The following is a 19193-nucleotide window of genomic DNA, read 5'->3' on the forward strand; positions in this document are numbered from 1 at the left end:
AAAAACAGAGGACAGTAGGTGATGAAGGTGAAACCAAAAATCAATGAACAATCAGCAATAAGTCCTGCTAAACGATTCTCCTTTCGAAAAGACAAATTTAATAGACAAATTGCTCCGTACCTGTTTGTCCTTCCCAACTTTCTAATCTTTTTCATATTTATTGTTGTACCGGCATTTGTAGGGCTGGTCTATTCTTTTACTGATTTTGATGGCCTGTCAGAGATGAACTTTATTGGATTGGAAAATTATAAAGAAGTGTTTGCCAGTTCCGAGTATTGGGGGATTTTCGGCAATACCTTCATTTATGCTTTTTCAGTAGTGCCGCTCATTTTTGTGAGTTCCCTTGCCATTGCCGTTTTATTGATCAAGGAAATTAAAGCCAAAGGCTTCTTTCGCGCCATTTTTTATTGGCCGACCATGTTATCAGCGATCATAGTGGGCGTTACCTGGAAATGGATTTTTGGCGACAGCTTTGGAATCTTGAATTACATGCTGGAGTCAGCGGGGCTTGAACCTGTACACTGGCTGTCAGATCCGCTTTTTGCAAAAATTTCTGTTGTCGTAGGGACTGTTTGGGCCAGAATCGGATTTTTTATGATTATTTTCATGGCTGGCCTGCAAAGTATTCCAACCTCTTATTATGAGGCTGCCCAAATAGACGGCGCCTCTAAGGCCAGAATGTTTTGGACGATCACTCTGCCGCTGTTAAAACCGACCAGTTTGCTGGTGCTGATTCTGCTGCTGATTGAATCTTTTAAGCAATATCCGCTGGTATTGGCTTTGACAGGCGGGGGACCTGCAAAGGAAACAACATTCCTGGTCCAGTATATTTACGAATTTGGCTTTGAAAAAGGTGAATTGGGTTACGCGAGTGCCATGTCAGTAGTTCTGTTTATTGTCATTGCCATCTTTACGATTATCCAATTCAAGTGGACGAAAGGAGGCTCAATCGATTGAAAAAGAAGCCTGGCTTGCTCCTGTATATTGCATTGACTTTGCTAGTAATTATCTTTATTTTTCCTGTCATATGGGTGATATTATCATCGTTAAAAGATTCAAACGAATTATATAGCTGGCCTCCTAAGTTTATCCCGGACAATCCAACGATAGAAAACTTTACGCTGGCTTTTGAAAAAGGTAATTTTGGCAGATATTTTTGGAACAGTACGATTGTCACTGTGACGGCGACCTTTCTAACGTTGCTGGTTAACACAATGGCTGGTTATGCCCTTGCGAAATACAGATTTAAAGGCGATACATTCCTGCTGATAGGATTTATCTCTACACTTATGATCCCGCTTGAAGTAATCATGACGCCGATCTTTACCGTAATCAGTAAACTTGGCTTATATAACACGCTGTGGGGCATTATCATACCGCCTGCCGCAACACCAACAGGGGTATTTTTAATACGGCAATACCTATTAACAGTGCCGGATGATCTTCTTGAAGCTGCCAGGATAGATGGAGCAGGAGAATGGAAAATCTTTTGGAGAATCATTGTGCCTATAGCAAAGCCAATCATATCTGTTCTGGCCATCTTCTCCTTCATGTGGAGATGGGACGACTTTATATGGCCTTTGATCGTAATCAGCGACCCGACGAAATATACCATTCAGCTGGCACTGTCTAATTTCATTGGTGAATATAATGTTGACTGGGGAAGCCTGCTTGCTATGTCAGTAGTGACCATGGTTCCAGTGCTGATCGTGTTCCTGATTTTCCAGAAGCAATTTATACAGGGACTCGCAACTTCCGGCATGAAAGATTGATTTTAAATAACCATTGGAACAGAGATGACCCTTCAGGTTTATCTCTGTTTTTAGAAAAAGGTGAAAATATGAGGTTGAAGTGGAGATATAAACTAGTAAAAGAGCAGGACAATCAGCTGATCTTTGAGTGCAATAATAAGCACATCCATTTCTTTATTCTTGAGGAAGACCTGTGCAGAGTGTTTATGAGTACAGGAGATCAGCCTGCTTTAACAGCTACCTGGACGGTTGCGCCAGAAGCAGAAGATATCCCTTTTGAAGGGAGAGACAGATTTGATCTATCTCCTTTCTCGCTGCCAGCCTATCAGCGTGAGATCGGAAATGATCAGATAATAATCGAAACCAAACTGTTAAAGGCTGTTATCCGGCTGGATGGGTTCATTATTTCCTGGTATGCGAAAGAGAATGGCGGGGACGTATTAATCTCTAATGATAGAAAAACACAAAGCTATAATTATAACAACAAGCTGGGCAAAGGAGTTTACCATTATCTTGAACGATATAGTGATGATGTATATTACGGATTAGGCGAGAAGAGCGGGACCCTCAATAAAGCAAGAAAGCGCTACAGAATGCAAGCCATCGATGCAATGGGCTATGATGCCGAGTTCACAGATCCTCTTTACAAGCATATACCGTTTTATATTACTCATAATCAAAAGTCTCAATTATCATATGGTTTGTTTTACGATAATTATTCAGACTCGGTATTTGACCTGGGTGCTGAATTGGATAATTATCATGGGTTATACAGGTATTATCATGCTGAAAAAGGGGATTTGGATTATTATTTCATCTTAGGCCCAAGGGTCCGGGATGTAGTGGAAAAATTTTCAAAGCTTACCGGCAAAACAGTGTTCCCGCCTAAATGGAGCCTTGGCTATTCTGGGTCCACAATGGCTTATACCGATGCGCCGGATGCACAAGAGCAATTAAAGAAGTTTGTTGATGCCTGCAGTACATACGACATCCCATGTGATTCTTTTCAATTATCATCAGGATATACAACTATAGGCGAAAAGAGATATGTATTCCACTGGAATTACGGCAAGGTGCCTGATCCTCAGGGAATGATACAGTATTTTCATGATCATGGACTGCGTATTTGCGCCAATATCAAACCCTGCCTGCTTCAGGATCATCCTCATTACCGGGAGCTGGCTGACAGGGGAATGTTCATTAAAGCTGAAAATAATCAGGACCCGGATGTAGTGCAATATTGGGATGATGAAGGTTCTTATCTTGATTTTACGAACCCTGAAACCATCCTTTGGTGGAAGGAGAAGGTGAAGGAACAGCTTCTTTCCTATGGAATCGACTCTACATGGAATGATAATAATGAATACGAAATTTGGGATAAAAGTGCACAGGCATTTGGATTTGGCAATAGCATTGCGGTTGACTATATCAAACCTATTCAAACTTTACTGATGTTAAAGTCTTCTTTTGAAGCCCAAAAGGAATATGCACCAAATCTCCGACCCTATTTAATTTCACGCTCCGGGTGCCCGGGCATGCAGCGGTATGTGCAAACATGGTCCGGCGACAATTTTACAGAATGGAAAACACTCCGTTTTAATATCAAAATGGGGCTGAGCTTAAGCTTGTCCGGGGTGTACAATGTCGGCCATGATGTCGGGGGATTTAATGGCTTTGCACCGGAACCGGAATTGTTGATCAGGTGGATTCAGAATGGTATTTTCCATCCCAGATTTACCATACACTCCTGGAATGAAGACGATACAGTCAACGCACCATGGATGTACCCCGAGCATCTTGCTATCATCAGTAAATTCATGAAAGAGCGCGTCAAGTGGATTCCGTATTTCTATCATTTACTCTACAAAGCTAACCAGGAATATAAACCGATTCTGGCTCCGACCTTTTATTATTTCGAAAATGACCCAAACACATTTGCTGAAAATGATGATTTTATGGTGGGGGAAAATCTTCTGGTTTGCAGTGTGGTTGAAAAAGGAGCCACAAAGCGCAGTGTCTATCTGCCGAAAGAGGAAAACGGATGGTACGATCTGAATTCGGGACAATGGCTGGAAGGCGGGCAAACCATTGAAGCAGATGCACCATTGGACGTAATCCCTTTGTTCTCCAGGGCAGGTTCGGCATTCCCTATTCGGGACGGAGAAATAACCTTCAATAATAAGCATGAAGATCAAAGGGGAATCCTCATTTACCCTATTCCTGGAGAAGGAGAAACCACCTATAAATTCTATGAAGATGATGGCCTCTCTGTGAATTATAAAAAGGGGGAGTTTTCATATGTAACAGTAAAGGTTAAAACAACAAGCGGCCTTGTGGATATAAATGTTTATATAGAAGGAAGCTATAAAGTTCCCTATGATTCTATTAATGTCTACCTTCCCGGAACAGAAAAAAGAGATGTGCGTATAAACGGAGAAAAGACTGATAACAAATATCCCTTTACGGTAAAGGATATAGAAAGTGGTGTGTTATGAACGTAACTGTTTTAAAAGATTATGAGGAAATGTCAAAAGCTGCTGCCGAAAAAATAGCCGAAATTATAAATGCAAACCCTAATGCTTTGGTGTGCTTTGCGGCGGGAAGTACGCCAATTGGAACTTTTGAAGTTCTGGCACATTTAGCAGCGAATAAAAAAGTCGACTTCGGTTCGTGCAAATTCGTAGGGCTGGATGAATGGGTTGGAATGGATAAGAATGATTCTGGCAGCTGCCAGGAGACATTATGGAAAACACTATTTCTCCCCCTGAAGATAAAGGAAGAAAACATCTGCTTCTTTGATGCAAAAGCAAAAGACCTGCAGCAAGAGTGCCAAAGAGTCGATGAATATATCATGGATCATGGCAATATCGACCTCATGCTCCTGGGCATAGGAGTCAACGGACACTTAGGATTCAACGAACCAGGTGTTTCCTTTAACTGTCTCTCCCATGTTGTGAACCTTGATGAAAATACAAAATCCGTCGGACAAAAATACTTTGAAACCCAAAGAGAACTATCAAAAGGAATCACCCTGGGGACTCAGCATATTATGGACAGTAACACAGTGATTCTAATTGCCAATGGTGCCAATAAGGCTGAGGCAGTTCATCGGATGATACACGGTGAGGTCACAAATGAGCTCCCGGCAACCATTCTTCAGACTCATAGGGATTGTTATGTTTATTTGGAGGAGGGGGCTTTTAGAAGGTGACAGGCACCTCCCGAATAATCTTGTTTCACAGGATAGTTTCACGAGGGGTGAAGTGGAAAACTTCACTCTTTTTTTCTTCTGGTGGTGTCTGGAACCACTTGACTATGAAGGAAACCGGGTTGTGAATTAGCTGAGAAGGTGTAAAAAACTTAATCAATGTTTAATTAGCAAAAGATCTGACGGAGCATCGTCAGATTTTTTTATCGTTTTCTGTAGGATGATCAGTCTTTTTTCAAAAAAAAATATTAATATATTGTAATAATTAAATCTCATTATAATAGCTTCAGACTTTTTGCTATAAAAGGAAAGCATAATCAAGAATCTAAACTAAATGAAGCAGAAAGTTTTATCCGAAAAATAAAACTATTTATATTGTTTTGAAAATTAAAAAAATTAATTGACTAAATTCTGCTTGATATGTATTGTTTAATTTGTAGGGTAACGGTTTCCAAAAACGGTTTCCAAAATCGATTTCCAGAATCGTTCAGCCCCATTCTTCCTTCCGTTTTATATGCCTTCTAAAGAACTTTCAACTCTGCCAGTAAGCTAATAAATGCGCAAGCATTTATTAAAAAAGTAAATTTTTAAAGCGCTTTCTTTTAAGGGGGTGAATTCTCTTTCGAACACAGTAACACGTTGCTAAAGAAAATGGCAGCTTAAAAATATTAAAACAAAGGGAGAGAACTAAATGTCAACAGATCAAACAGTAAGAAATGAAAAAACAATTGATCGTGCAGAAATCCTGGAGCTGTATAAAGATTTACGAGTCTGTGATGTTCGTGATGGATTAGATTGGGTAGGGATGCAAGGTTATGGAACGGTGAATCATAAATTCAAACCATTATTCCGTACAAGAGCTGTTGGAATTGCCCGCACTGCCCGCTATTTACCTTTTGAAGGTCCAAATCCAAGAGTTACTGGAGAGGAATATTCAAAATGGGTTGGCTGGTATTACAATGAAGTGGGTAATTACCCTTGGAAGGAAGATATTGAGGAAGGCGACTTTGTTGTACTGGATATGAGTGGTGTTGATGTAGGACTTCTTGGTTCTGATAATACTCTGGACTTTAAAGCAAGAGGTGTAGAAGGTTATCTATTGAACGGGGGAGGAATAAGGGATACAGATGAATGTATTCTGCAAGGGATTCCAGTTTGGTCTGAATTTACTTCACAAGGCATGAATCAAACACGCATCCGCTTTGATTCAAAGGATATTCCTGTAGCTATCGGCGGAGTTGCGATTTACCCGGGGGATGTAATAGTTGCAGATGGTGATGGCATTGTTGCGGTTCCTCAAAAGTTAGCTAGGGAAGTTGCAAAATATGCTCATCAGGAGCTATCAAATGATAAGAAGAGCAGAGGGAAGCATTATAAAAAACTTGGCTGGGAACTAGATGAAACAGTTTCAGATGAAGGTTAATCAGTAATCTTTATCAGGCATTATATAAAAAGGGCCGATTAAAAAAGTGGTATGAAAACAACTTTTTTAAATCGGCTTCAAAACTATACTATACAAATATCATAAAGTGTTTTTATAAAAAAAACAACAGAGGTATATCCTTTAATATTTGAAAATTCAATCTTCTGAGAGGGGAATGCAAAGTGGAAAATAAACGTGTTGGGTTTATTGGGCTAGGAGCAATGGGTCTTCCAATGGCTAAAAACCTTCAAAAGAATGGCTATGATCTCCATATAACTGCACATAACAATCGTAAGCCTGTAGAAGAATTAACTTCAATGGGTGCAGTTGAACATTCTTCCGCTGCTGATGCTGTATCGAATTCTGAGGTTATAATCAGTATCTTGCCTGCGGATAAGGAAATGGAAAGTGTTTTATTATCAGAAGAGGTCCTTAATGTGCTTACTCCCGGTCATTTTTTGATTGAAATGACATCAGGATCTCCGGAGATGATGAAAAAGGTTCACGCTGCTTATCAGCAAAAAGGAATACCTGTTTTGGATGGTCCGGTAAGCGGCGGTACAGCCGGTGCAGAAAATGGAACATTAACAGTGATGGCTGGCGGGGATGCTGACGTTCTTGAAAGATTAAGGCCGGTACTAGAGTCAATGGCTACAAATATTTATTTGGTTGGTTCAGTGGGAGACGGAAAAGCGATTAAGGCAATAAATCAAATGTTAGCAGGCATTCATATGGCTGCCGCAGCAGAGGCTGTTGCGCTGGCAGAGAAGCTTGAAATTGATATGGATAAGCTTAAGGCGGTTGTTGGCAGCAGTTCAGGAAATTCATGGATGCTGGAAAATAAAATGGATGGTCTTATAAGAAGAGATTTCACGCCGGGCTTTAAGCTGAATCTTATGAAAAAAGATATCCAAATTGCTGTAAATGAAGGGAACGGCAAGCAGCTCCCGCTCGCAAACTATGTACTTGATCTATTTAAACAATCCGAAAAAGACGCTGGTGAAAAAGATTTTTCAGCAGTTGGCAGATCCTCGCTTTCATCCTGAAGAGGATATTTTAATCTGATAGGAGATATAGGATGCATATTGCAATTGGAAGCGATCATTGTGGTTTTGAAATGAAAATAGCATTATTGCCTTTTTTTAAAACCATTGGTTGTGATGTTGTGGATTATGGCTGTTATTCCGGCGAAACAGTGGATTTTCCGGACATTTCAAGTGAGATCTGTGATGCTGTCCGTTCTGGAAAATCAGAAAGAGGTATCTTATTTTGTGGTACAGGGGTGGGGGCAGCAATAGCATCTAATAAGATAAATGGTATACGGGCCGCGGTTTGCCATGATATTCATTCAGCCCACCAGTCTGTTGAACATGACAATGTAAATGTCATGTGCATAGGAGCACAAATCATCGGCCCGTGGCTTGCTGAGGATTTGATAAAGTCTTTTGTGAATGCTAATTTCAGGCCGGAAGAACATTTAATGCGAAGAGTAGAAAAACTGGAACAACTTGAGCGGAGATCCAGCCGTGAATTCAATGCGGATTAAGTAGAGCAAGATTCATTGAGTCATAAAAAAGAATTAATAATAGCCTGCAAATATAACATGATGAACATTCGGGGCAACCCAATTACTAATGGGGGAATGAAAATGGTTAAAATGAAAGCGTTATTATTTTTGGTTGTATCCGCTTTTCTGGTTTTATCCGGCTGTTCAGGCGGAGAAAAATCATCATCAGACGGCAGTAATTCTGGTGAAAAGGTAGAAATCCGCTTCTCTTGGTGGGGAGATACAAAGCGCAATGAAATCTATAATTCAATCATAGACAGATTTGAGAAAGAAAACCCTAATATTACAGTTAAACGTGAATTCGGCGGCTGGAATGATTACTGGGATCGATTAGCTACTCAAGTTGCTGGCGGAAATGCACCGGATGTTGTAAGCATGCACCAATTCTATGTTTCTGATTATGCCCGCAGAAATGCACTGCTAAACTTAAAGGACCAAGTGGATTCTGGAAAGATAAATTTAGAGAACTTCCCTCAGACTACTATTGATAGCGGCAAAGTCGGAGAGGATTTGTTTATGGTAGCCAAGGGTGTCACTATGCCAGGCTGGGCTTATAATACTGCTTTATTTGACAAACTGGGAATTGAATATCCAGACGAAAATTGGACGTATGATGATTTCGTAGATAAAGTGGCAGAAATCCATGAAGCATCAAACGGAGAGATCTGGGGAGCTGCTAATATGAGCGGAGGCCAGCTTCAGCCAGTATTCCGGTATTTCCTGCGCCAAAGCGGAAAAGATCTATTTAACGATGAAGGCAAAATTGCTTTCGGTAAAGAGGAAGTTGTTGAATGGTGGTCAATGTGGGATAAGCTGAGAAAAGAGAATTTGATTCCCGATGCTGAAACAATGACTGAATATGAAAGTGCGCCACTTGAGCAAAACCTATTTGTCTCAGGTAAAACAGGCTTACAGCAGATTCCTGCTAACCAAATTCACCTTTATCAGGAGCAATTTGATGAAGGTGAAATTAGGATAGTAAGAATGCCGCAAAAAGCTGGCGGTGAATCAGGAGAATATATCGAAGGTGCCTACCTGAGCATCACAGAGAAATCAAAACATCCTGATGAAGCGGCAAAGTTTATTGATTTCTTTGTAAATGAAGAAAAAGCCTTGGAGCTATTTAAAGTAGAGCAAGGTGCTCCAGGTTCGACAGAAATGCAGGATTTCGTAAAACCATTATTAGAACCGGCACAGCAAAGAGCGGTTGACTATATTCAGGAGACTGTCAAGTATGCAAGACCTGCAGCATATGCTCCTCTTGGTGTAAATGAGGTTGAACAGGCATTTGCAGATAATGCCAGTGCCATTAGCTTCGGGGAAAAAACAGTTGAACAGGCAGCAGAGGATTTTGTTGAATTAGCTGAAAGTATCTTGAAATAAACCTAGAAAAAAATGAGCGGGCTGCCTGGATTGATAGATCTATTAGAAGATCAAAGAATAGGGCGCCCCTCATTCATGAAGGAGGGGGTTTGTATGCAATCGCTGAAACGCAGCTGGCAGAAGAATTGGGTAGGATATTTTTTTTTAACACCTTGGCTGATTGGGTTAATAGGATTAAGTGTTATACCAATGGCTGCATCACTATATTTTTCATTTACTAGTTATGATATGTTCACAGCGCCCGAATGGATTGGTTTATCGAATTACATCGAAATGTTTAATGATGCTAAGTGGCTAAAAAGTGTGAAGGTAACATTGATCTATGTATTTTTAGGGGTTCCATTACAATTAGCGTTTGCATTAGGTGTTGCAGTACTATTGAATCGTGGTTTAAAAGGACTGCAGGTTTACCGGGCGATTTATTATGTTCCATCATTATTTGGCGGCAGTGTTGCTATTGCATTGCTATGGAGGCAGTTATTCGGCGGCGAAGGATTAATAAATAAGGTTTTAGCACTGGTTGGCATTGAGGGGCAGAACTGGATATCTTCTCCTGATACAGCACTTTACACGCTGATTATACTGACTATTTGGCAATTCGGAGCACCGATGGTTATATTTTTGGCAGGATTAAAGCAAGTGCCTGTTGAACTATACGAATCTTCTCTCATTGATGGTGCCGGGCCAGTAAAACAGTTCTTTAGTATTACACTCCCATTAATCACACCAATCATCTTCTTTAATCTTGTTATGCAAATAATTAGTGCTTTCCAGGCGTTTACTCCTGCATATATCGTAAGTGGAGGCAAAGGCGGGCCGCTTGATTCAACATTATTCTACACACTGTATCTCTATCAGAAGGGCTTTACTCAATTTCAGATGGGCTATGCATCTGCAATGGCGTGGTTTTTGTTAGCCTGTATTTCAGTTGTGACAGCAATTGTATTTATTTCATCTAAAAAATGGGTGTATTACCAAGAATAGAGGTGAATGGGATGGAGACGAGCAGAGCAGCTGAATCTATTCAGAGTGCAGCAGAATATAACCAAATTAGCAAAAAGAAGTTTCAGCCTAAGAAACTGCTATTGCATGTCATTATAATAGCAATTGGCTTAGTCATGTTATACCCCCTTTTGTGGATGGTCAGCAGTTCGTTTAAAGAGCCAACAGAAATTTTTAAAGGAGTTTCTTTTTTACCTGCAAACTTTAATTTAGATAACTATATAGAAGGATGGACAGGATTATCAGGAGTTTCCTTTGGCAGATTCTTTTTAAATACTTTCATTTTAGTTATCTTTTGCACTATTGGTACAGTTTTTTCTTGTTCAATGGCTGCATACGCCTTTGCAAGACTTGATTTCAAGTTTAAAAAGATTCTATTCGGAGTAATGTTAGTTACTATGATGCTTCCATTTCATGTAACTGTAATCCCCCAATATATCATGTTCAACAAGCTGGAATGGATCAACACCTATATCCCGTTAATTTTACCTAAGTTCTTAGCTGTTGACGGGTTCTTTATTTTCCTGATGGTTCAATTTATCCGCTCTATTCCAAAAGAGTTGGATGAAGCTGCAAAAATGGATGGCTGTGGCCCGATTCGGATGTTTTACACTTTGATCATGCCTCTTGCATTACCAGCAGTTATAACAACAGTTATCTTTACGTTCATATGGACATGGAATGATTTCTTTAGTCAGCTTCTCTATTTAAGTGATATTAAATTATACACTGTTGCATTAGGACTGAGAATGTTCCTGGATGCAATGGGCCAAAATTCATGGGGGGCATTGTTTGCAATGTCAACACTATCTCTTATTCCGCTGTTTATTATCTTCATTTTCTTCCAAAAGTATTTGATTGAAGGAATAACAGCTGGCGGAGTGAAAGGATAAGATCATTACTAACGTATGAATTTTTAATACGTGTATTAATACTTGAAATGTATTTCTGATCAGCGGAAATGAGGTAAATACCATGAAGGTTACAATTTCAGATGTAGCAAAAAAGGCTAGTGTCTCCAAATCAACAGTTTCCAGGATTATTAATGGCAATCATGAACAAAACACACAAGAGACAGTGAATAAAGTATTAAAGGTAATAGAAGAACTTGATTATAAACCAAATGCACTTGCAAGAAGCTTAAAGTCAACTAAAACAAATGTCATAGGCATTATATTATCAAAACTTCAGAATCAATTCTGGTCCAGTGTATTAGAAGGGGTTGAAGATACTTGCAGAAGCTATGGGTATAATCTGATGATTTGTAACTCAAATGAAGATGGGCAGCTGGAGGAGGAACATATCCGTTCGCTTCAGATGCACCAGCTTGATGGCTTAATCATTAACCCGACCCTGAAAAATAAATTGCTTTATAAAAAATTATCGGATAACAAATTTCCATTTATTTTAATGAATCGAAAACTATATGATCAAGATGTTCACATGGTTACAGTGGATAACATTAAAGGTGCCAGGGTAGCCATTGAACATCTCATCCAGACAGGGAGAAGGAAAATTGCCATATTTTTATACCCTCCAGCCGAAATAAGCCCAAGGCTTGAGCGGTTAGAAGGATATAAGCAAGCCCTTATAAACAATGGTATTAAAGTAAACCAGTCTCTTATTCAAATAGTTGGGGAAGAAGCTGGAGAAGTTGAGGAAGCAGTAAAACGATTACTTAATTCTCCTGATCGTCCAGATGCAATTTTTTCGACAAATAACATGATGACACTGAGTATCCTGGAAGGTATAAAAAGCCAGCAGATCATGGTTCCTCAAGATTTGGGGCTTATTGGTTATGATGAAACAGTTTGGGCAAAGCATTTAAATCCCCCGCTTACTACGGTTAATCAGCCATCGTATGAAATGGGCACTATAGCAGCTAAAAAGTTGATTTATCTAATTGAAGGAAAAGAAGACCAGATGGCTGAAAAAGTTGTATCGTTAGAACCTAATTTAATCATAAGGAAGTCTTGTGGTGCTGATAAATCTAATTAATGTAAAAGTTATAAAACGGTAATAAGAAATGAAATGCCAGAACTAATTAGCCCGGGCATTCTACTAAACTGAGGAGGGTCCATAATGAACAATATTGGATTTCGTGTGCTGCCTATTAAAAATAGGGTGAGTAAAGAGATAATCGAACAATATAGAAGTGTTGTAACCCCTCATATTAGCGACAATTTGAATCGTATGCATGCCATTGGGGCAAAGCTTCGGCCTTATCATAAAAAAGGGAAGCTGATAGGAACAGCTGTTACTGTTAAGACACGGCCCGGCGATAATTTAATGGTCCATAAAGCCATTGATCTTGCTGAGCCTGGTGACGTAATTGTGGTTGACGCAGGCGGGGATACAACGAACGCAATTGTTGGTGAGATCATGCTCCGCATCGCAAAACGCAATGGAATTACCGGATTTATCATTGATGGGGCCATACGAGATACGAAAGCATTTGCAGAAGGGGATTTTCCTGTCTACGCTGTCGGTGTCACCCACAGAGGCCCATATAAAGATGGTCCAGGGGAAATAAATGTACCCATATCAATTGATGGAATGTGTGTGAATCCAGGGGATTTGATTATTGGGGACGAAGATGGAATCGCTGTTATCCCGCAGGAAAATGCTGAAGAATTGTTATATAAAGTAAAAGCACAGGAAGCAAAAGAAACTGAAATTTTTGAATCAATAGAAAATGGAACGTTTGACCGAAGCTGGATTGATGAAACATTACAGAAAAGGGGATGTGAACTTGAGAGTATCTCAAAAATTTGATTGGGAAAAACTTCAGAAATTCTGCTCGGATGTTTTTATAAAGGCAGGTGTTAAGAGGGAGGATGCTGAGACTGTAGCTGAGTCGTTAATTCAAGCCGATCTGCGGGGAATAGACTCGCACGGTGTCGTTCGTACGGATATTTATATAAAGAGAATTGAAAAAAACATGATGAATCCTTTTGCTGAAATTTCTATTGAGGAAGAAACTGATGCTACTGCATTAGTGAATGGCCATAATCAATTGGGTGCCATTGTCGGCAGCAAAGCTCTTGATCTTGCTTTACATAAAGCGAAAGAAAAAGGAGCTGCAATCGTAGGAGTCAAAGGTTCAAACCATTTTGGAACAGGTGCTTTCTACGTATCTAAAGCTATTGAAAAAGATATGATTCTATTGGTCTTATCAAATGCATCACAAACAATGCCACCAACAGGAGGGGTCAGGCCTTTTATTGGAACAAACCCTTTAGCCATAGGGGTTCCTGCTGGCGAAGAAGAGGCATTTATTTTAGATATGGCTACAAGTGTAGTGGCAAGAGGCAAGATTATTGTTGCTGCTCAAAAAGGAGAAGACATACCTTTGGGATGGGCAATAGACAAACATGGGAATCCAACCACGAATGCACAGGATGCATTAGAAGGATCGGTATTGCCTCTGGGTGGACCTAAAGGGTATGGGATTTCTATGTTTATCGATATTCTGGCCGGAGTTTTAACGGGTGCCGGGTTTGGAAGATATGTGAATAATATGTATGAAAATTGGAATGATCCACAAAATGTCGGACATTTCTTTCTTGCCATCGATATTAATAGTTTTATGCCAATTGAAGCATTTAAAAAGCGGATCGACATGTATTTGAGAGAAATTAAAGCTGAACCAAGGGCGATTGGAGTAGAAAAGATTTATATTCCAGGGGAAATCGAGTCAATTAAAGTGAAGGAACGAAAGAAAAATGGAATTGAGCTGCCAAGTAAAGTTGTGGAAGAATTAAGGCTGATTGGTGACCAGTATAGTGTAAATTTGATGAATGCAGTAATTTCAGAGGCAGATCAACATAAGGAGGCGCTTAAATAATGTTAACTTTATCTTCTTTTCGTTATGAGATTCCCACAGTCATCGAGTTTGGCAGAGGCTATGTTAATGAACTCCATAGACATGTAAAAGCTCTAGGAGGTAAAAAAGTGCTGGTGGTAGGGGATCCGGGCGTACTCCAGGCAGGAATTGTACGTCGAGTTGAACAGCCTCTTGCTGAAGCGGAGATACCATTTATCAGATTTACTGAAGTAGGGGTAGAGGCATCTATCGAATCAGTTGATAAGGGATTAGACATCGCAAGGCAGACAGGATGCGATATTGTTGTTGGCGTTGGTGGAGGCAGTGCTTTAGATACAGCAAAATCTATTGGCCTTATGTTAAGGAACGCTGGGAACATAAGAGATTATGTGGGATTAGATAAAGTTACCGAACCTGGTGCACCTGTAATTGCAATTCCGACTACATCCGGGACTGGAAGCGAGATGACAAGATTTGCAGTTTTATCCGATACATCTGCACAGGCAAAATTAAGTGTTGGCAGCATGTATGTCTGTCCAAATTTAGCATTATGTGATCCTGAGTTAACTTTATCATTGCCACCGCACATAACAGCTGCAACAGGTATGGATGCACTTACACATGCACTGGAATCCTATGTTAATAAAGCAACCCAGCCAATATCTGAAGGATTATCTGTACAATCAATGAAACTGATTTCAAAGAGTCTTAGATTAGCTGTTATCCAAGGTGAAAATATTGATGCACGGCATGATATGTTAATGGCCAGCACGATTGCTGCAATGGCATTCAGTTCAACCCGACTGGGGCTTGCTCATGCTCTTGCAATGCCATTAGGTGCCCACTTTAAAATACCGCACGGGGTAATAAATGCCATTCTATTGCCAGAGGTGATGCAATTCAATCTAATTGGCAATACAAAAAAGTTTGCTGAAATTGCTGGTATTTTTGGAGAGAAAACAGACCATCTAACAACGAGAGAAGCTGCGGAGCGTGCTGTTATTGCAATCCGGCAGTTAAATAAAGATATTGGAATTACAAAAACATTATCAGACTATGGTCTCGAGGAAAAACATTTAGATTTTATAGTGGATGAAGCCATGCAATCCGGGAATGTACCGGTCAATCCTGTAAAACCGACAAAAGAGGATTTGAAGAATATCTGTCGTGGAGCTATGGTAGCACTTAACAAAGAAGAAGCAGTGATTGGTTAATTTACTAAGGAGCTGAAATAGATGATCAGTACAACAAACAAAGATATGTTGGAATGGCTGGACACTAATATTGAAAAATCATATGGAAACTTTATTGACGGCGAGTGGAAAGAGACCTTCAGCGGCAGTACATTTCCACTATATAACGCTGCAAATAAACATCAGGTACTGGGATATTTTCAGAATTCTACAGAAGGAGATGTCGACCAGGCAGTAGAAGCAGCACATCACGCATTTAAAAGCTGGTCAAAGGTTCCCGGTCCGGAAAGAGGAGCCATTATTTTTCGATTCGCTGATTTACTTGAGCAAAATGCGGAGGAATTAAGTTATATGCTTTCTGCAGAGCAGGGAAAAGCTTTGGCAGAGTCAACAGGAGAGGTACTCCGTGCTGCAAAAGAAGCGCGCTTTTGTGCCGGAGAAGCATCACGTATCGAGGGTGACACGCTGCCGGGAGAAAGAGCCAATGTTACAAGTTCAACAATTAGACAGCCAATAGGTGTTGTGGCAGCAATTGCCCCCTGGAATTTTCCGGTTGTTACTCCAGTGAGAAAAATTGCTCCTGCTCTGGCTTATGGCTGTACGGTAGTCTATAAGCCGGCTTCGGCAACACCTTGGACTTCGGTTAAGCTAATGCAGCTGCTCGAAAAATCCGGGGTGCCGAAAGGAGTTGTTAACTTCATCTCGGGCAGCGGATCTAAAGTAGGGACCCCACTTATCAATCATCCCCTCGTAAAAGGAATCAGCTTTACCGGTTCCACTGATTTAGGAATCCAAATAAACGAAAGAGCAGCGAGAAGGCTGGTGAAAACCCAGCTTGAATTAGGCGGTAAAAATCCAGCAGTAGTTCTGGATTTTGATAATGCTGAGGATATTGCAAAACAAATTGTGCCAGCAGCATTTGCTTGCAGTGGTCAAAGATGTACATCATTAAGCAGGGTAATTGTGGTAAAAGATAAAAAACAAGAACTTACAGAGGCACTGCTAAAAGAATTGCAAAACATTAAAGTAGGCCCTTCATGGCAGAGTGATATATCTATGGGCCCGCTTATTAATCAACAGCATCTTGAATCAGTACAAGAGTATCTTACAGCTGGCATTAGAGAAGGTGCAAAACTCCTTTATGGTGGTGAAGTGTTAAATACTGGCCAATTTGCAGACGGAGCATATATGCAGCCTGCCTTACTGGATTCTGTTACTCCTCAAATGAGGGTAGCAGGCGAAGAAATATTCGGTCCGGTCTTATGTGTAATGGAAGCTGAGGATCAAGAAGATGCCCTTGATATAGCTAACTCTGTTAGTTATGGATTAGCAGCATCGGTGTTTACCAGCCAATTCTCAGCGGCGCATCAATTTGTCCAAGAATCAGAAGTTGGGATGGTTCATGTAAACCATGGAACAGCCAGTGCGGCACACATGCCATTTGGTGGATGGAAGCACTCTGGCTTTGGTGCATATTCAATTGGAAGATCAAATATTGATTTCTTCACAGATCTGAAGGCAGTTTATTACCAATACTAATGCTTCACTGCAGGTAGAGGAGTAAGCCAGTCCTGATAGTTGTTATGATTGCATCAGATCCTATGAAAGGTTCCTTTCAGCTAAACCCAGAGCGTACTGAATCAGTTGTAGCTTCTGTGTATTAAAATTTGAGTCAAATTACAATAGAAAGGAGGTTCATATTGAAACCCAAAGTTTATATTACTAGGAAAATACCTGATGAATTTATGGCTAAAATCAAATCTGAGTGTGATGTAAAAGTATGGAGCGAAGAAGATATCCCAGTTCCCCGGGATATATTAGAAGCAGAAATTGCTGAGATTGACGGCCTTCTTTGCTTATTAACTGAAAACATTGATGAGTCTATTATTGAAAAGGCAAGTCACCTAAGAGTGATTAGCAATATGGCTGTAGGTTACAACAATATAGATATTGAAGCAGCAAAAAACAAAAGAATTACAGTTACAAATACCCCAGGTATCTTAACTGACACAACTGCAGATTTAACGTTCGCACTTTTAATGGCTGCCTCAAGAAGAATTATCGAGTCAAATGAATTTCTTAAGATGGGTAAATGGAAAACTTGGTCACCATTCCAGCTTACAGGGCAGGATGTTTATGGAGCAACATTGGGGATCATTGGAATGGGCAGAATTGGTGAAGCACTAATAAAAAGAGCTAAAGGGTTTAGCATGAACTGTATCTATTATAACCGTACAAGAAAAACTCATTTAGAAGAAGAACATGATATAAAGTTTGAGGAGTTAGATCATTTATTGCAAATAGCTGATTTTGTATGCATATTAACTCCCTATACACCTGAAACAAAGAATCTGATTAGTGAGAGAGAATTAAAATTAATGAAGAGTACTTCGATACTAATAAATACTGCACGCGGCGGAATTGTTAACGAGGCTGCTTTATATAAGGCGTTAACCAATGGAGAGATATGGGCTGCAGGACTCGATGTCTTTGAGCAAGAGCCCATTAATAACAGTCATCCACTTATGGCTTTACCAAATGTTGTTGCACTGCCGCATATAGGCAGTGCTTCAGTAAAAACCCGTATGAAAATGGCTGAATTAGCAGTAGACAATTTGCTGCTTGGGGTAAAGGGCATAACACCCAACAGTGTCATCGTTTAGCGGTGACAGTGGTCAAGCCCCTTAAAAATGGACACTAATAAAAATCGGTTATTTCTATAATGAAGAACAGAGAAATTAGCTAATTTTCCTAAAAAAGTGTATAGAAAATAAAGCTACAACATCCTATTTTTTAAACAGCTTGGTCAAATAATGATAAATATTCTTTAGGGGATTGATAGCTCAATTTCTTTTGTATGCGCTTTTCGTTGAAGTATTTTATGTACTTGAGTAAATAGCTTTCTATTGTTTCTAAAGAGATTAAAGGGAAGAAGCAGGGCATTTCTACTTTGAGTGTGGAGAAAAAGCTCTCTATTACGGCGTTATCCCAACAATTTGCTTTCCTGGACATACTAGGGGTAAAACNATATTCTTTAGGGGATTGATAGCTCAATTTCTTTTGTATGCGCTTTTCGTTGAAGTATTTTATGTACTTGAGTAAATAGCTTTCTATTGTTTCTAAAGAGATTAAAGGGAAGAAGCAGGGCATTTCTACTTTGAGTGTGGAGAAAAAGCTCTCTATTACGGCGTTATCCCAACAATTTGCTTTCCTGGACATACTAGGGGTAAAACCATATTCCCTGCTCCACTGGTTATAGGCGAACGAACGGTATACGTTGCCCTGATCACTATGAATCGTTACTCCCTTCAACGAAGGGAGCTTGCGGTTCTTTTTTGCTTCCAACAGTGTTTGTTTAATAAGCTCTGCATTCGGGCTTGAACTTACCTGAAGTGCTACTATTTCACGGTTAAATAGATCCATAACGGCTGATATATAAAGTTTACGGCTGTCTACCAAAACCTCCGTCACGTCAGTGACCCATTTAGTGTTGGGCAATATGGCATGAAAGTCTCTTTGCAACTTATTTTCGTATATATATCCAGCGGATTGAGCCTTTTGACTATAGGTTGTTTTCGGCTGGCGAACAACAGCTTGGAGGTTAATCTCCCGCATCAGACGAGCCACTTTTTTGTGGTTCACTCGAGTGCCGCTCTTACTCAGGTATTTGGCGATTCTTTTGGCACCGTAGGTACCATTGTGCAGGGTATATGCTCTTTTGATTTTTGTAATAAGCCTTTTATCGTCAGATGAAAGAGCAGGTTTTGGCCGTTTTAAATAGGCATAATACCCGCTTTTCGACACATTGAGAATTTGGCATAAGAGGGTCACGGGATACTC

At 40.0% G+C, this 19193-nt stretch carries 17 protein-coding genes and 1 pseudogene; 16 read left to right on the top strand and 2 right to left on the bottom strand.

Annotation, left to right across the window (positions count from 1 at the left end; genetic code table 11):
- The first annotated feature begins 21 nt into the window (after nt 1-21).
- The 16 genes from FZD51_RS24825 to FZD51_RS24900 all read left to right on the top strand — a co-directional run bounded on the left by FZD51_RS24825 (nt 22) and on the right by FZD51_RS24900 (nt 18016).
- Entirely contained in the window at nt 22-957 is a 936-nt protein-coding gene (locus tag FZD51_RS24825; RefSeq protein ID WP_187445891.1) for a carbohydrate ABC transporter permease, read from the top strand.
- On the top strand, nt 954-1772 hold the full coding sequence (locus tag FZD51_RS24830; protein WP_009792776.1) for a carbohydrate ABC transporter permease: 819 nt from the start codon (nt 954-956) through the stop codon (nt 1770-1772). Before FZD51_RS24825 ends, FZD51_RS24830 begins: the two co-directional genes overlap by 4 nt.
- 68 nt (nt 1773-1840) lie before the next feature.
- Complete coding sequence (locus tag FZD51_RS24835; protein ID WP_148977123.1) at nt 1841-4246, top strand: glycoside hydrolase family 31 protein; 2406 nt, start codon at nt 1841-1843, stop codon at nt 4244-4246.
- Entirely contained in the window at nt 4243-4962 is a 720-nt protein-coding gene (locus FZD51_RS24840) for a glucosamine-6-phosphate deaminase (RefSeq protein ID WP_148977124.1), read from the top strand. Before FZD51_RS24835 ends, FZD51_RS24840 begins: the two co-directional genes overlap by 4 nt.
- 688 nt (nt 4963-5650) lie before the next feature.
- The gene (locus tag FZD51_RS24845; protein ID WP_148977125.1) at nt 5651-6382 is read left to right on the top strand and encodes an RraA family protein; all 732 of its coding nucleotides are present in this window, start codon (nt 5651-5653) and stop codon (nt 6380-6382) included.
- Nucleotides 6383-6564: 182 nt separating this feature from the next.
- Nucleotides 6565-7428, top strand: coding sequence for an NAD(P)-dependent oxidoreductase (locus FZD51_RS24850; protein WP_148977126.1), 864 nt, complete (start codon nt 6565-6567; stop codon nt 7426-7428).
- A 32-nt stretch (nt 7429-7460) separates the two neighbouring features.
- Entirely contained in the window at nt 7461-7928 is a 468-nt protein-coding gene (locus tag FZD51_RS24855) for an RpiB/LacA/LacB family sugar-phosphate isomerase (RefSeq protein ID WP_148977127.1), read from the top strand.
- 102 nt (nt 7929-8030) lie between these two features.
- Nucleotides 8031-9332: an ABC transporter substrate-binding protein gene (locus FZD51_RS24860; RefSeq protein WP_262381105.1), complete on the top strand. Its 1302-nt coding sequence runs from the start codon at nt 8031-8033 to the stop codon at nt 9330-9332.
- A gap of 93 nt (nt 9333-9425) precedes the next feature.
- On the top strand, nt 9426-10316 hold the full coding sequence (locus tag FZD51_RS24865; RefSeq protein WP_022544458.1) for a carbohydrate ABC transporter permease: 891 nt from the start codon (nt 9426-9428) through the stop codon (nt 10314-10316).
- Nucleotides 10317-10327: 11 nt separating this feature from the next.
- The gene (locus FZD51_RS24870) at nt 10328-11227 is read left to right on the top strand and encodes a carbohydrate ABC transporter permease (protein WP_262381106.1); all 900 of its coding nucleotides are present in this window, start codon (nt 10328-10330) and stop codon (nt 11225-11227) included.
- A gap of 82 nt (nt 11228-11309) precedes the next feature.
- On the top strand, nt 11310-12332 hold the full coding sequence (locus FZD51_RS24875) for a LacI family DNA-binding transcriptional regulator (protein ID WP_148977128.1): 1023 nt from the start codon (nt 11310-11312) through the stop codon (nt 12330-12332).
- Nucleotides 12333-12416: 84 nt separating this feature from the next.
- Nucleotides 12417-13109, top strand: coding sequence for an RraA family protein (locus FZD51_RS24880; protein ID WP_148977129.1), 693 nt, complete (start codon nt 12417-12419; stop codon nt 13107-13109).
- A complete protein-coding gene (locus FZD51_RS24885; RefSeq protein ID WP_148977130.1) occupies nt 13087-14181 on the top strand; it encodes an Ldh family oxidoreductase in 1095 nt (364 codons plus the stop codon). Before FZD51_RS24880 ends, FZD51_RS24885 begins: the two co-directional genes overlap by 23 nt.
- On the top strand, nt 14181-15374 hold the full coding sequence (locus FZD51_RS24890; RefSeq protein ID WP_148977131.1) for an iron-containing alcohol dehydrogenase: 1194 nt from the start codon (nt 14181-14183) through the stop codon (nt 15372-15374). The genes FZD51_RS24885 and FZD51_RS24890 overlap by 1 nt, the downstream gene beginning before the upstream one ends.
- A 21-nt stretch (nt 15375-15395) precedes the next feature.
- On the top strand, nt 15396-16892 hold the full coding sequence (locus FZD51_RS24895; protein WP_148977132.1) for an aldehyde dehydrogenase family protein: 1497 nt from the start codon (nt 15396-15398) through the stop codon (nt 16890-16892).
- A gap of 161 nt (nt 16893-17053) precedes the next feature.
- Nucleotides 17054-18016 carry a 2-hydroxyacid dehydrogenase gene (locus FZD51_RS24900; protein WP_187445893.1) on the top strand — a complete coding sequence of 321 codons (963 nt, stop codon included), beginning with the start codon at nt 17054-17056 and terminating at the stop codon, nt 18014-18016.
- Nucleotides 18017-18146: 130 nt separating this feature from the next.
- Here the strand turns inward: FZD51_RS24900 and FZD51_RS26935 are convergent, their stop codons facing one another.
- Both FZD51_RS26935 and FZD51_RS24905 read right to left on the bottom strand, forming a co-directional pair.
- Nucleotides 18147-18296 carry an IS3 family transposase gene (locus FZD51_RS26935; RefSeq protein WP_420886301.1) on the bottom strand — a complete coding sequence of 50 codons (150 nt, stop codon included), beginning with the start codon at nt 18294-18296 and terminating at the stop codon, nt 18147-18149.
- Nucleotides 18297-18440: 144 nt separating this feature from the next.
- Nucleotides 18441-19184, bottom strand: a pseudogene (locus FZD51_RS24905) (IS3 family transposase); the annotation flags it as partial.
- Between the last annotated feature and the right edge of the window lie 9 nt (nt 19185-19193).

It is taken from the genome of Bacillus infantis, assembly GCF_008180445.1.
GTDB lineage: Bacteria > Bacillota > Bacilli > Bacillales > Cytobacillaceae > Bacillus_AB > Bacillus_AB infantis_B.

Bases quoted from the DNA above. Each gene is read 5' to 3' on its own strand.
- FZD51_RS24855 (WP_148977127.1), top strand. From the start codon at position 7,461: ATGCATATTGCAATTGGAAGCGATCATTGTGGTTTTGAAATGAAAATA.
- FZD51_RS24890 (WP_148977131.1), top strand. From the start codon at position 14,181: ATGTTAACTTTATCTTCTTTTCGTTATGAGATTCCCACAGTCATCGAG.
- FZD51_RS24845 (WP_148977125.1), top strand. From the start codon at position 5,651: ATGTCAACAGATCAAACAGTAAGAAATGAAAAAACAATTGATCGTGCA.
- FZD51_RS24865 (WP_022544458.1), top strand. From the start codon at position 9,426: ATGCAATCGCTGAAACGCAGCTGGCAGAAGAATTGGGTAGGATATTTT.
- FZD51_RS24840 (WP_148977124.1), top strand. From the start codon at position 4,243: ATGAACGTAACTGTTTTAAAAGATTATGAGGAAATGTCAAAAGCTGCT.
- FZD51_RS24875 (WP_148977128.1), top strand. From the start codon at position 11,310: ATGAAGGTTACAATTTCAGATGTAGCAAAAAAGGCTAGTGTCTCCAAA.
- FZD51_RS26935 (WP_420886301.1), bottom strand. From the start codon at position 18,296: ATGCCCTGCTTCTTCCCTTTAATCTCTTTAGAAACAATAGAAAGCTAT.
- FZD51_RS24880 (WP_148977129.1), top strand. From the start codon at position 12,417: ATGAACAATATTGGATTTCGTGTGCTGCCTATTAAAAATAGGGTGAGT.
- FZD51_RS24860 (WP_262381105.1), top strand. From the start codon at position 8,031: ATGGTTAAAATGAAAGCGTTATTATTTTTGGTTGTATCCGCTTTTCTG.
- FZD51_RS24825 (WP_187445891.1), top strand. From the start codon at position 22: ATGAAGGTGAAACCAAAAATCAATGAACAATCAGCAATAAGTCCTGCT.
- FZD51_RS24835 (WP_148977123.1), top strand. From the start codon at position 1,841: ATGAGGTTGAAGTGGAGATATAAACTAGTAAAAGAGCAGGACAATCAG.
- FZD51_RS24870 (WP_262381106.1), top strand. From the start codon at position 10,328: ATGGAGACGAGCAGAGCAGCTGAATCTATTCAGAGTGCAGCAGAATAT.
- FZD51_RS24895 (WP_148977132.1), top strand. From the start codon at position 15,396: ATGATCAGTACAACAAACAAAGATATGTTGGAATGGCTGGACACTAAT.